12 protein-coding genes are annotated in these 12,283 nt (G+C 49.4%); 8 read left to right on the top strand and 4 right to left on the bottom strand.

Annotated elements, in window-relative coordinates:
* The first annotated feature begins 74 nt into the window (after window positions 1-74).
* The gene (gene ppnN / locus BZJ18_RS07370; protein WP_077455943.1) at window positions 75-1,430 is read left to right on the top strand and encodes a nucleotide 5'-monophosphate nucleosidase PpnN; all 1,356 of its coding nucleotides are present in this window, start codon (window positions 75-77) and stop codon (window positions 1,428-1,430) included.
* Between the two features lie 77 nt (window positions 1,431-1,507).
* Complete coding sequence (gene xni, locus BZJ18_RS07365; RefSeq protein ID WP_077455942.1) at window positions 1,508-2,293, top strand: flap endonuclease Xni; 786 nt, start codon at window positions 1,508-1,510, stop codon at window positions 2,291-2,293.
* On the opposite strand, the gene rlmM is transcribed toward xni, so the two are convergent.
* From rlmM to BZJ18_RS07345, 4 genes are all read right to left on the bottom strand, one after another.
* Window positions 2,290-3,378 (bottom strand): 23S rRNA (cytidine(2498)-2'-O)-methyltransferase RlmM, encoded by a 1,089-nt coding sequence (rlmM, locus tag BZJ18_RS07360; RefSeq protein ID WP_077455941.1) that lies wholly within the window; start codon window positions 3,376-3,378, stop codon window positions 2,290-2,292. The genes xni and rlmM overlap by 4 nt on opposite strands.
* Before the next feature lie 108 nt (window positions 3,379-3,486).
* A complete protein-coding gene (locus BZJ18_RS07355) occupies window positions 3,487-3,867 on the bottom strand; it encodes a DUF423 domain-containing protein (RefSeq protein WP_077455940.1) in 381 nt (126 codons plus the stop codon).
* Window positions 3,867-4,502: an alpha/beta family hydrolase gene (locus tag BZJ18_RS07350; RefSeq protein WP_077455939.1), complete on the bottom strand. Its 636-nt coding sequence runs from the start codon at window positions 4,500-4,502 to the stop codon at window positions 3,867-3,869. The genes BZJ18_RS07355 and BZJ18_RS07350 overlap by 1 nt, the downstream gene beginning before the upstream one ends.
* Entirely contained in the window at window positions 4,499-5,404 is a 906-nt protein-coding gene (locus BZJ18_RS07345; protein WP_077455938.1) for a transcriptional regulator GcvA, read from the bottom strand. Before BZJ18_RS07345 ends, BZJ18_RS07350 begins: the two co-directional genes overlap by 4 nt.
* Window positions 5,405-5,786: 382 nt before the next feature.
* On the opposite strand from BZJ18_RS07345, the gene BZJ18_RS07340 reads away from it, so the two are divergent.
* The 6 genes from BZJ18_RS07340 to BZJ18_RS07315 all read left to right on the top strand — a co-directional run bounded on the left by BZJ18_RS07340 (window position 5,787) and on the right by BZJ18_RS07315 (window position 12,214).
* A complete protein-coding gene (locus BZJ18_RS07340; protein WP_077455937.1) occupies window positions 5,787-6,998 on the top strand; it encodes an aminotransferase class V-fold PLP-dependent enzyme in 1,212 nt (403 codons plus the stop codon).
* Window positions 6,999-7,020: 22 nt separating this feature from the next.
* Window positions 7,021-7,446, top strand: coding sequence for a cysteine desulfurase sulfur acceptor subunit CsdE (gene csdE / locus BZJ18_RS07335; protein WP_077455936.1), 426 nt, complete (start codon window positions 7,021-7,023; stop codon window positions 7,444-7,446).
* A 502-nt stretch (window positions 7,447-7,948) separates the two neighbouring features.
* Window positions 7,949-8,689 (top strand): SDR family oxidoreductase, encoded by a 741-nt coding sequence (locus tag BZJ18_RS07330; protein ID WP_077455935.1) that lies wholly within the window; start codon window positions 7,949-7,951, stop codon window positions 8,687-8,689.
* Window positions 8,690-8,703: 14 nt separating this feature from the next.
* Window positions 8,704-9,915 carry an acetyl-CoA C-acetyltransferase gene (locus BZJ18_RS07325; protein ID WP_077455934.1) on the top strand — a complete coding sequence of 404 codons (1,212 nt, stop codon included), beginning with the start codon at window positions 8,704-8,706 and terminating at the stop codon, window positions 9,913-9,915.
* Between the two features lie 55 nt (window positions 9,916-9,970).
* Window positions 9,971-10,318 carry a phasin family protein gene (locus tag BZJ18_RS07320; RefSeq protein ID WP_069588559.1) on the top strand — a complete coding sequence of 116 codons (348 nt, stop codon included), beginning with the start codon at window positions 9,971-9,973 and terminating at the stop codon, window positions 10,316-10,318.
* 81 nt (window positions 10,319-10,399) lie between these two features.
* Window positions 10,400-12,214 (top strand): class I poly(R)-hydroxyalkanoic acid synthase, encoded by a 1,815-nt coding sequence (locus tag BZJ18_RS07315; protein ID WP_077455933.1) that lies wholly within the window; start codon window positions 10,400-10,402, stop codon window positions 12,212-12,214.
* The last annotated feature ends 69 nt before the right edge of the window (window positions 12,215-12,283 follow it).

The raw sequence follows: 12,283 nt of genomic DNA, 5'->3' as shown, positions 1-12,283 counted from the left end.
GTATTTTTAATTAACACACTGATTTTTATAGCACCGCTCTGCCCTTCCTAATTTGTCTTCAAGAGGTTGTCGCTATGATCACACACATTAGCCCTATCGGCACCATGGACCTGCTTTCTCAAATCGAGGTCGATCGTCTTAAAGCGAGTGCAAGCAGCGACTTATACCGACTTTATCGAAATTGCTCACTGGCCGTTCTGAACTCAGGCAGCCACACCGACAGCTCCAAAGCCTTGCTAGAAAAGCATACCAACTTTGAGATCCGCGTATTGCGTCGCGAGCGGGGGATCAAACTAGAGCTGGTCAATCCCCCCGGTCATGCGTTTGTCGATGGCAAAATTATTCGCGGTATTCAAGAACATATGTTTTCCGTCTTGCGCGATATTATCCATGTCAATGTTCAGCTCGAGCACAGCCCGACACTTAACCTTACTAGCTCCCCCCATATCACCAACCTGATATTCGGCATTTTACGCAACGCAAAAACACTGCGGCCGCGGGTCGATCCTAATCTCGTGGTCTGCTGGGGCGGTCACTCAATCAATGATATTGAGTACCAATACACCCGAGAGGTTGGTCATGAGCTGGGGTTACGTGAACTAGACATCTGCACAGGATGTGGCCCCGGCGCGATGGAAGGGCCAATGAAAGGCGCCGCGATTGGACACGCGAAACAGCGTATCTACGATAGTCGCTTCATCGGTCTCACCGAGCCATCTATTATTGCCGCAGAGCCACCGAACCCCATGGTCAACGAGCTAGTGATCATGCCTGACATCGAAAAACGCCTTGAAGCTTTTGTCCGTATCGCCCACGGCATTATTATCTTCCCTGGCGGGGCAGGGACCGCAGAAGAACTGCTCTACATTCTCGGTATCATGATGCACCCAGAGAACCGTGAACAACCACTACCCATTGTGCTAACTGGGCCAAAAGAAAGCGAAGACTATTTCCGCAATATCGACACCTTCATTCGCGAAGTCCTTGGCGACCAAGCATCCCAGTTTTATGAAATCGTGATTGACGATCCGGCCAAAGCCGCGCGTTTAATGAAAAATGCGATGCCGGCGGTAAAAGAACACCGTAAAGCCACTGGAGATGCATATTCCTACAACTGGTCACTCAAAATCGAGCCAGAATTCCAACTGCCTTTTGCACCGACCCATGACAACATGGCGAACCTGAATCTACATATGAATCAACGCCCTGAACTACTGGCATCGGCATTACGCCAAGCGTTTTCAGGCATTGTGGCAGGTAACGTTAAAGATGAGGGGATCCGCAATATCGAGCAACATGGCCCGTTTAAAATTGACGGCGATAAAGTGCTGATGGCGAAAATGGATAAGCTGCTGCAAAGCTTTGTCGATCAACAACGAATGAAATTGCCGGGCACTGAGTATGTGCCTTGCTATCAAATCGTCTCTTAATCCCATCGGGCGGCTTTGCCCACCCGTGTAAACTGGTACAATGGGCAGCATGCTGCTCATTGTTACCGGTTAAGTCTATGTCCAAGCTTCACGTTGTTATCATTGATGCCATGAACCTGATCCGTCGCGTTCATGCCGCCCAGCCCGACACTCATACCCTTGAGGCAACCACACAGACCTGCCTGAAAACACTGGATAAAATCATCAGTCACAGTGAGCCCAGCCATATCGTTGCCGTTTTCGATCATACCGGCCAAGATCGAGGTTGGCGTGCCGATATTCTGCCTGAGTACAAACAGGGCCGGAAACCCATGCCCTCCGACCTCGAACAGGGGTTGGATACCATTCAAGATGCATTCTGGCAGCGTGGTGTAGACTCCTTGCTCTCACAAGGGGATGAAGCCGATGACATGATCGCAACGCTCGCATTAAAAGTCGCGGCCCATCGCGAACAAGTCACCATAGTTTCCACCGATAAAGGCTATTGCCAACTTTTACAGCCCACATTGCGGGTGCGAGATTATTTCCAACATCGCTGGCTTGATTTAGCATTTGTGGAAAAGAGTTTTGGCGTTCGCCCTGAACAGTTGTGTGATTTTTGGGGGCTCGCCGGCATCAGCAGCAGTGAGATCAGCGGCGTACCGGGTATTGGCCCGAAAAGCGCAGCCAGTTTACTGTCCCAGTACGGTGATCTGGACGCCATACTCTCGGCTAACGATCTGGCTGATAAGTGGGCAAAGAAGTTAGATGGTCACCACGATCTCGCACGCAAATGTAAGGCCGTGGCACAACTAAAAACGGATATCCCACTGGGTTTTAACCTACAGGATATCCGCTTTCAACCGACCACAGTCAGTGCCTAACCATTCAACGAGTGTTGACGTTTTACACGACGCAAGTACACGGTGATTTCTTCACGATCGTGATAAAGGTGTTTCGCCTTCATCTCGTAGGGAATGTTGTGCTGCTTTAAAAACTCACCCAAGGTGTCGAGGTTATAAGAAACCTGCTCATATCGACGGCTCATGGGGAGCTTCAAGTTGAACATGGCCTCTTTCGCCCATCCTGCAATCAACCACTCCCCCATGAGTTGAGCGACGCGGGAGGGTTTTTCGATCATGTCACAGACCAACCAAGTCACATTTTTTCTCGTGGGCTCAAACTTAAAGCCATCTTCGGCATGATGGAATACTTGGCCAGTTTCTATCAAGCTTTCATCCATCGCGCCGTTATCAACCGCATGCACAAACATCGAACGCTTCACTAACTGGTAAGTCCACCCGCCGGGACAAGCCCCCAAGTCGACCGCCCATAATCCGGGCGCGAGTCGCGTATCCCACTCTTCTTTAGGAATAAAGTGATGGAACGCCTCTTCTAACTTTAAGGTCGAGCGACTCGGCGCATCGGCAGGAAATTTCATGCGCGGGATGCCCATGTAATGCGGTGAGTTATTGGTGGTCAATGAGTAACCCACAAAGCATGTCCCCGGCGCGATAAAGCAAAGATGAATAACCGGCTTTTTAGGATTGTCTTTTGCTAACATCACGCCCTGCTTTCGCAGTGCCTGACGCAATGGAACGGTGAACTTACGACAAAACTTCAATAAGGCTTTCGCCTCGTCATTATCAGGCGTCTCCACCCGTAAGTCTCCCGCTTTAGGCAGTGCATCCGCAACAGCCAAAACCGGAGAAATTCGGTCGTCCGGATCCAGATCAGAGAGCGATGCGGTCACCGCAATCATTTGCCGGGCAAAGATCAGGGAATCGAGAGGCAGATCACGGACAATCTGCTCAGCCTCACCGTCTTGGTAGCATTCAAACAGCACATAGGCGCTGTTGTTAATCACTCGCGGAAATCCGTAAATACCCATCTCAGTGGTTTTTTGTTGAATTTCCGCCGCACAGTCTTTTTCAAACCCTGCACGACAGTAAAGCAAAACCTGATTCATGACTTCCTCTGGTTTGGGTCACCGTCACGATTACCGTGACAAAAAACAAGCTGCGCATTATATATGCCAAACGGTTAGGAAAGAAATGCCAACCCTGACGATTTTGGTTTACTGGCGACCCGCGCGCCATGCTCCAAACGCCAATGCGCCCCAGCCGACTAAAAAGCTTAGCCCACCGAGCGGGGTGACAGGCCCGAGCCAAGTCATGTGTGTCAATGCCAAAAGATACAAGCTGCCACTAAAACAGAGTATCCCGACCCACCATGCGATACCCGTTGTAACTACACAGCGCTCAGGCAGTTGAGGCGTAACCGCCCCAAGACACAACAACGCCAAACTGTGCCACATTTGATAATTGACGCCGGTTTTAAAAATCGCGAGCTCATAGTCGTTGAGTGTCGCTTTCAAGCCATGTGCGGCAAATGCGCCGAGCGCCACTGCTAATCCGGCACCGAGCGCCCCTGAGATAATCCAATGCTGACGCCTCATCAATTTGCTCCTTGTTGGTGAATAAACTGGCACAGATGCGAAACGGCGGTTTGGCGATTTTGCATCTCTGTCAGTCCCGAGGCTTTGCGAGGTTTAAAGCTATGATCCCCATCGGGCAAGAACGCGGCCTCGACACTGGGCGATAGTGAATAACTCACCACCTCTTCTTGGCGGCCAAAGGTGTCTCGCTCACCTTGCAAAATCAATACAGGACGAGTGACTGACGCTAAATGTTCGCCCTTGTATTTTTCAGGTTTGCCCGGCGGATGAAATGGAAAGCCCAGACAGATCACACCTGAAACACTTGGATTTTCGGTTAAATGACTGGCCATTCTGCCCCCCATCGATTTACCGGCCAGCCATAAACGGCTGGTCGCAGGACGCAGACCATTCACCTGCTCAATCACAGCTTCAAAACAGCTCAGCAGAGCAGACGCACGGTCTGGCGGGCGTTTTTTACCATCGACTTTTCGCTTATCCATGTAAGGGAAATTAAACCGTACCACACAAGTATGCTCGCTCAATCGTGCTGCCATATCGGCCATAAATTCATGATCTTTGTCCGCGCCCGCACCGTGAGCAAAAATAATCCAATCCGTTGCTGTCTGCTCACCATCAATCAAAAGTTCTGTCATAAATTCATCTTCTCCTGCTCTTTCGCAGCCGTTTCTAGCATCCACTCTCGAAATGCCGCAATCCGACCGGTTTCCGCATCACGCTGTTGGCTAACCAAGTAAAAGCCATTGTCACTTTTGAGCACTTGTTCAAAGGGATGCACAAGTCGTCCCGAAGCCAATTCAGGTTGGGATAACACATTATTACCTAGTGCGACACCTTGGCCGTGGGCTGCCGCTTGTAACACCATGGAAGAGTGGCTAAAGATAGGCCCATGTTCCAAATTGATATCCGTCAGTTGATGCGCCTTCGCAAATGCTTTCCACTCTTTGCGTGAGCGGTCATGCAGTAGCACATGGTGTTTGAGATCATCAGGACAAGTCAGCGGCTTACCGGACTCTAGTAGCAAAGGTGAGCAAACCGGCAGTAGGCACTCTTGGTATAAAAGATCGCAACGTAGCCCCGACCAATTCCCTCGGCCGTAGTAAATAGCCACATCCACATCATCCGTCAGTGATCCGTCTTCCAAATCAACTGCTTTTATCCGAACATCAATATCGGGATGCGCTTTGTTGAAATCAGCTAAACGCGGTACTAGCCATTGAATAGCAAAACTCGGCGGAAGACTAATGGTGAGCGCCCCTTTCGCACTTCGCTCCAATACTTTATCAGTCGCATAGGAAAGCTCGGAAAAAATATCTTTAATATCAAGAAAGTAACTCTGGCCTTCTTCGGTTAGCAGCAAAGATCGGTTGCGACGCCGAAAGAGCTTAAGGCCAAGGAACTCTTCCAGCGCTTTGATTTGGTGGCTAACTGCAGCCTGAGTCACAAAAAGCTCTTCGGCAGCCCGTGTAAAGCTTAAATGTCGCGCCGCGGCCTCAAACACTCGAAGCGAGTTCAGCGGGGGGAGACGCCTTGCCATAAACAGCTCACCTCTAGTTATTAGTTTTTCTAATCGTTGGCATTATAAATTGTCGATTGCTGATATACCAGCAACCTCCTATAGTGCACCCCGCATCCACAAGTGACGTCTGTCTATTTAAGACCGTTTCCGTGGTTGCGATGTTGTGTTTGCATTTGTCTAACACTGGTTAGACAGGTAGTCGTATCTACCACTTTTAACTTCCTGTATTTTGACATTGTCTGTCATTACATATTTGTTGGCACTGAGCTTTGCTCAGTGCTTTTTTTTGTCTGTTTGATAACGCCTATCCGCGCGATACGACCTCTGAGCGATAAAGTTACTTGAGTTCCAGCCAAGAGATAGGGATCATAAACAAGATTCAGTTTGGACAGCTCGTACTATGACGCAACATTTCGATATTCACGCACTACGCGCCCAATTTCCTGCCTGCAAAAATCCGGACTGGGTGTACCTCGACAGTGCCGCAACAGCACAAAAGCCCCAAGCAGTGATTGATGCCATCAGTGATTTTTATGCGTCGCCGTTAGCCAATGTACATCGTGGCCAACATCAAGCTTCCCTCACTGCAACCGAGAAGTTCGAAAAAGCGCGTCGGGATGTGGCGGCATTTATTGATGCTAAACCCAACGAGATCATCTGGACACGAGGCGCCACCGAATCGATCAATTTACTGGCTTACAGCCTGAGCCAACATTTCACTGCGCAGGATGAAATCTTGGTCAGCGAAATGGAGCACCACGCCAACCTGATTCCATGGCAATTAGTCTGTGAACGCACTGGCGCGACCTTAGTCAAAATCCCCTGCTGTCCAAACACCGGTCAGCTCGATTTACATGCGTACCAACAAGCACTGAATACTCACACGCGGGTTGTTGCCGTTAGCCATGTCAGCAATGTCACGGGTACCCGCCATCCTATCGAAAAGATGACCGCCATGGCGCATCGTTATGGTGCAATTGTGATCGTTGATGGTGCACAAGGTGTGGTTCATGACCCCATCAGCATGGCCGAGCTTGATGCAGACTTTTACGTGTTTTCCGGCCACAAACTATACGGGCCAACCGGGATTGGCGTACTTTATGGCAAACAAGATAGCCTCGCCGCACTGCCCGCTTTTCACGGCGGAGGCAAAATGATCACTGACGTAAGCTTTGTGCAGCATACTCTCGCCCCGATCCCTGCTCGCTTTGAGGCCGGCACCCCAAATGCGGCTGGAGCGATTGGACTGGCAGCCGCCATCCAATGGTTAACACAATATGACTTGCGCGCAATAGACGCTCATCTCAGCACCTGTTATCAAGCTCTTGTCGAGGGTCTGAAGCAACGTCCTGCCATTCAGCTTATCTGTCCACAACCGCATAGTACTATGGTGTCTTTTGTGGTGGATGGCGAACACCACGCGGACATTGCTGAGCTACTCGGCCAACAAAATATCGCGGTGCGTTCGGGCCATCACTGTGCGCATCCGTTTATTAAGGCGCTCAATGTAGAGGGCACAGTCCGTGTATCGTTGGGTGCCTATAATAGCCAAGAAGACATTGACCGCTTCCTGACTGCACTGGATAAAACGTTATATTTACTCGGTGTTTAATCGCTAATTAATAGGATTCACGATGGACTTACCCTCTCACCCATTTGGCAGTGAGCTCGACCAACACACCGTTGCCGAGATGCTGGCACAACACACCAACTGGGAAGACAAATACCGCCAGCTTATTATCTGGGGAAAACGTTTACCGACTTTCACCGATGCGCAAAAACAGGCTGCGAGCCAAGTATCGGGCTGTGAAAGTGATGTGTGGTTTTTGCACCACAAAGACGCGGAAACGCACTACTTTGCCGCCGACTCCAATGCGCGGATTGTAAAAGGACTACTAGCCGTGGTTCTCGCCTGTGTGAACGGCCAAAACCACGCACAGATCGCTCAGTTGGATTTGAATGCGGTCTTCTCGCAAGCCGGGCTTGCACACCACCTCAGTGAATCACGCACCAATGGCTTTCACGCCATCGTGCAACATATTCATTCCGAGATTAAATAATCAAGCGTAAACAGGCGGATAGCAACAATAAACACAGCAAAAAGCCTGTTTACCCCACCCACTCAATTGCCTAATAATCCATTCACATTTAGCCACTAAGCTATCTTAAGACCACCAAAATGCAATCGATAACATTGCCAATAATTGAGTCGTTATAACTGCTAATAATCGATCAAATAAAAAACCAAAAACAAACACATCATTTACATTTGATTTCATTTTTGCGGTTAATCATTGACATAGATCTCGAATAGATAAAAGAACGCGTTTTTACTTTGCGTAATTTCTCAGATTCGTTAGGTTAATTATCGGCGGTCATAAAAGGGTCACACCTTAACGATAAACTGCCCAGCAACAGTGACAGAAGATATTAATCATTATTGGCATAGGTCTTGCTGTTACTCACAGACAATAAGGATGACTGTAATTCTGGCGTGAGTGGTTCCAGATGCGGCTTCAGGCATCTCGTTTAATTTGCTTGTTGTAGTGAATGGAGTCATACATGAAGAAACTGGCATTAGTTACCGGCGCAAAAGGCGGTATTGGTTCAGCGATCACAGAACAATTGGTTCAAGAAGGATACCGCGTGATTGCGACCCACTTCACCGGCGGCCAAAGCTGCGCGCAAGAGTGGTTTGAAGAAAAAAACTTTAATACTGAGCAAGTGCGCCTTTTTGAACTCGATGTCACCGATACTCAGCAGTGTGCAACACGTATCGCCAAACTGCTTGAAGAAGAAGGCACTGTCGATGTGCTCGTGAATAATGCAGGCATCACGCGCGATAGCGTCTTTAAAAAGATGGATGCCACTCAATGGCATGACGTCATTAATACCAACCTCAATAGCCTCTTTAACGTTACCCAACCTTTGTTCGCCGCAATGTGTGAAAAAGGCGGTGGACGTATCATTAATATTTCATCGGTTAATGGCCAAAAAGGCCAGTTTGGTCAAGCTAACTATGCCGCTGCCAAAGCCGGCATGATGGGCTTCAGTAAGTCACTGGCTGCCGAAGGTGCTCGCGCCGGCGTAACCGTCAACGTAGTGGCCCCTGGCTACACAGCAACACCTATGGTCACCGCCATGCGTGATGACGTTCTAGAATCCATCACCAATCAAATACCGATGAAACGTCTTGCTAAACCTGAAGAAATCGCCGCGGCTGTGACCTATCTCGCTAGCGACGCAGGTGCTTACATTACAGGTGAAACGCTGTCGGTAAACGGCGGCTTATACATGCAATAAATCAGGGAACGATGATGGAACGCATTTATATCGTAGCAGCGAAGCGAACTGCTATTGGCGCCTTTTCAGGCGCGCTAAAAGATATCCCAGCAGGTCAATTGGCCGCTCATGCAATCAAAGGCGCACTACAGGCTGGATCGCTCAGCGGCGACGCTATCGATGAAGTCATCGTCGGTAATGTGGTCAGTGCAGGACAAGGTATGGGTATTGGCCGTCAAGCCGCCATTTACGCAGACATTCCAGCTAGCGTGCCCGCCTATTCTGTCAATATGGTTTGCGGCAGTGGCATGAAGTCAATTATGGATGCTGTGACGCACATTCGCGCAGGAGACGCACAAGTTGTAGTCGCTGCAGGGGTGGAAAACATGTCACAGATCCCGTTTGCGGCGGCAGGCAATTTACGCACCGGACAAAAGATGGGCAATTTTGCGATGAAAGACTTGCTCATCAATGATGGCCTTACCGATGTGTACAACCAATATCACATGGGCGTGACAGCCGAAAACGTTGCCAAAGAAGTCGGGATTACCCGTGAGCAACAAGACAGTTTCGCACTAAGCAGTCAGCAAAAAGCGATTGCGGCAATCGAAGCGGGTCATTTCAAGCAAGAAATTGTGCCCATTGAAGTCAAACAACGTAAGCAAACACTCACCTTTGATACCGATGAATATCCAAAGGCTGATGCCACGTTAGAAGGACTCACCAAGCTACGTCCAGCTTTTGATAAAGAAGGAACGGTCACTGCAGGCAATGCGTCTGGCATCAACGATGGCGCCAGTGCCGTCATTGTTGCCTCTGAGTCTGCCGTCGCCAAACATGGCCTGACACCGCTTGCTGAAATTACTGCTTACGCGCAGCACGGTATTGACCCGAGCATTATGGGGCTTGGTCCAGTTGGTGCGGTCAATGCCGCGCTCGATAAGGCCAACCTGACTATCGACGACATCGATTTGTTTGAGCTGAACGAAGCCTTTGCAGCCCAAGCGCTCGGTGTGGTTCATCAATTAGCACAACACCATCAAATCACTCCGGATGCTTTATTGGAGCGTGCAAACGTGAATGGCGGTGCCATTGCACTTGGCCACCCTCTTGGCGCGTCTGGTAACCGGATTGTGGTCACACTGCTACACGAGCTGACCCGAAGAAGCGCAACCTATGGCGTCGCTTCTTTGTGTATTGGCGGCGGCATGGGTACGGCTTTGGTTATCAAGCGTACACAAGCGTAAATGGACATTTGCGACCTTGGGAACTATCCCAGACAACACTATCAGGAGATACACCATGTACACAGATATGTTTAAAGCGTTTTCTGAGCAATCTGAAAAAGCCTTGGCTCCATACGTTAACTTCAACAAATTGGTAGCCAAAAACGTAGAAACTCTTACCGAGCTGCAAATGAATGCCATGCGCACATACAGCCAGCTAGGTCTGGAGCAAATGAAAGCGGCGAGCGAAGTGAAAGACGTATCAACACTGACGTCATTCAGCAGCCAGCAGCTTTCTGCGCTGACAAAACTGTCTCAGCAAATGATGGATGACAGCACCAAGCTGCAAAACATCGCCAAAGAGTTCAAAGAAGATATCGACAAGTTGACTGCCGAAAACATGAAAACTGGCACCCCAGCATAAGGGCAAGGCCACTACAACAGCGCCTGCTGCCTTGTGGGTAGCAGGCCTTTGTGGTGTTTATCCGTTTAAGAGGGCAAGACTATGTTTCATCACTTCTTTTCGGACTACCTTGCCAGGCTGCAAGAACAAAACCAGCAATGGTGGCAGGATCTTGAGCAGGGCAAGGCAGCCGTAAACACACCGTTCAACCAAGCCATGCAGGAAATTAACCTGCAAGACACTGCTCAGTTGCTGGAAGGTGCGGCTCAACAACCCGCTGCACTTTTACAGGTACAAATGCAGTGGTGGGAACAACAACTTCAAATTTGGCAAAACGCCATGCTCGCGCGCGACAATACCGAAGAGGTCGTCAGTGAAGAGCGAGATGACAAGCGTTTCAAAGACAAAGCATGGCAAGAAGACGTCTTGTACAACTTTATCAAGCAGTCTTACTTGCTGTTCGGGCGCACCTACATGCAAACCATCGATGCTATTGAAGGCCTCGATGAAAAAACCCGTGAGCGTCTCTCTTTCTTTTCACGTCAAGCGATTAACGCTATGGCGCCAAGCAACTATATCGCGACCAACCCTGAACTGTTGAAAATGACACTGGAATCTCAGGGCGAGAATCTACTTCGTGGTATGGAGCAGCTAAAACAAGACATGGAGTCAAGCGCCGATATTTTGAAAGTGCGCATGACCAACAACAATGCCTTCCGTGTCGGTGACGATGTAGCGAACACCCCAGGGGATGTGGTGTTTAAGAATGAGGTGTTTGAACTCATCCAATATCGTCCTATGACGGAGAAAGTACACGCGACCCCCATCTTGGTGGTGCCTCCGTTTATTAATAAGTATTACATTCTCGACTTACGTGAGAAAAACTCACTAGTGCGCTGGCTGGTCGAACAAGGCCATACCGTGTTCTTGATGTCATGGCGTAACCCTTCTGCAGATCAAGCGGAGATCGGGTTTGAAGACTATGTGACGCAAGGCACTGTCAAAGCGGTTAGTGCTATCGAAGAAATTACAGGACAGTCGCAGATTAACGGCGTGGGTTACTGTATCGGTGGCACCGTACTGGCCTGCACGATTGCTTACTATGCCGCGAAACGCATGAAGGCGCGCATCAAGTCGGCGAGCTTCTTTACCACCTTGCTCGACTTCTCTCAGCCGGGTGAAATTGGTGCCTATATCAATGACAGCCTGATCCGAGCGATTGAAGCGCAAAATACAGCGCGTGGTTATATGGACGGCCGCTCACTCAGCGTCACATTTAGCTTGCTTCGTGAAAACAGCCTCTACTGGAACTATTACATTGAGAATTATCTTAAGGGAAATAGTCCCGTTGATTTTGACTTGTTGTATTGGAATAGCGATAGCACCAACGTGGCGGCGAGAACCCACAATTTTATCCTGCGCGATTTGTATCTTGAAAACAAATTGGTGCAAGACAAAGGGGTTAAAGTCGGTGGCGTCTGGATTGATCTCAACAAGATCAAGGTGCCAAGCTACTTCATCTCGACCAAAGAAGATCACATTGCCCTATGGCAAGGCACCTATCGCGGTGCACTGAATGTCGGTGGCAATAAAACCTTTGTGTTGGGTGAGTCTGGTCACATTGCGGGGATTGTTAACCACCCTGTGAAGAAAAAGTACGGGTTCTGGACCAACGATACTCTGCCTGATTCAGCCGATGAGTGGCTCGATAACGCGTCACATCACACGGGTTCTTGGTGGACGCATTGGGAGAAATGGCTGCGTAGCTATAGCCCAGAGGAACAGGTAGAGCCTTATGCGATCGGCTCGGAGAACTATCCGGTTCTTTATGCGGCACCGGGTGAGTATGTTCGTCAGGTTTTGCCGATTCACACAGAGGAAAAAGCAGAGCCTGAGCCTGAAGAAGCTAACGCTTAACCAACTACTGTCTCAATAATAAGAATGGCGGCGCAATTGTGGCTCATAGAGCGCGACGGCGCCGCCACT

The sequence above is a fragment of the Salinivibrio sp. IB872 genome (assembly GCF_001995345.1).
Classification (GTDB): domain Bacteria; phylum Pseudomonadota; class Gammaproteobacteria; order Enterobacterales; family Vibrionaceae; genus Salinivibrio; species Salinivibrio proteolyticus.
The sequence above is the reverse complement of the archived record's forward strand: the minus strand, read 5'-3'. Positions and strand labels throughout refer to the sequence as shown.

What these genes read in the sequence shown, in the direction of transcription:
- BZJ18_RS07350 (WP_077455939.1), bottom strand. Translation starts at nt 4,502, where the DNA reads ATGACAGAACTTTTGATTGATGGTGAGCAGACAGCAACGGATTGGATT.
- BZJ18_RS07315 (WP_077455933.1), top strand. Translation starts at nt 10,400, where the DNA reads ATGTTTCATCACTTCTTTTCGGACTACCTTGCCAGGCTGCAAGAACAA.
- BZJ18_RS07345 (WP_077455938.1), bottom strand. Translation starts at nt 5,404, where the DNA reads ATGGCAAGGCGTCTCCCCCCGCTGAACTCGCTTCGAGTGTTTGAGGCC.
- csdE (WP_077455936.1), top strand. Translation starts at nt 7,021, where the DNA reads ATGGACTTACCCTCTCACCCATTTGGCAGTGAGCTCGACCAACACACC.
- xni (WP_077455942.1), top strand. Translation starts at nt 1,508, where the DNA reads ATGTCCAAGCTTCACGTTGTTATCATTGATGCCATGAACCTGATCCGT.
- BZJ18_RS07355 (WP_077455940.1), bottom strand. Translation starts at nt 3,867, where the DNA reads ATGAGGCGTCAGCATTGGATTATCTCAGGGGCGCTCGGTGCCGGATTA.
- rlmM (WP_077455941.1), bottom strand. Translation starts at nt 3,378, where the DNA reads ATGAATCAGGTTTTGCTTTACTGTCGTGCAGGGTTTGAAAAAGACTGT.
- BZJ18_RS07325 (WP_077455934.1), top strand. Translation starts at nt 8,704, where the DNA reads ATGGAACGCATTTATATCGTAGCAGCGAAGCGAACTGCTATTGGCGCC.
- BZJ18_RS07330 (WP_077455935.1), top strand. Translation starts at nt 7,949, where the DNA reads ATGAAGAAACTGGCATTAGTTACCGGCGCAAAAGGCGGTATTGGTTCA.
- BZJ18_RS07340 (WP_077455937.1), top strand. Translation starts at nt 5,787, where the DNA reads ATGACGCAACATTTCGATATTCACGCACTACGCGCCCAATTTCCTGCC.
- BZJ18_RS07320 (WP_069588559.1), top strand. Translation starts at nt 9,971, where the DNA reads ATGTACACAGATATGTTTAAAGCGTTTTCTGAGCAATCTGAAAAAGCC.
- ppnN (WP_077455943.1), top strand. Translation starts at nt 75, where the DNA reads ATGATCACACACATTAGCCCTATCGGCACCATGGACCTGCTTTCTCAA.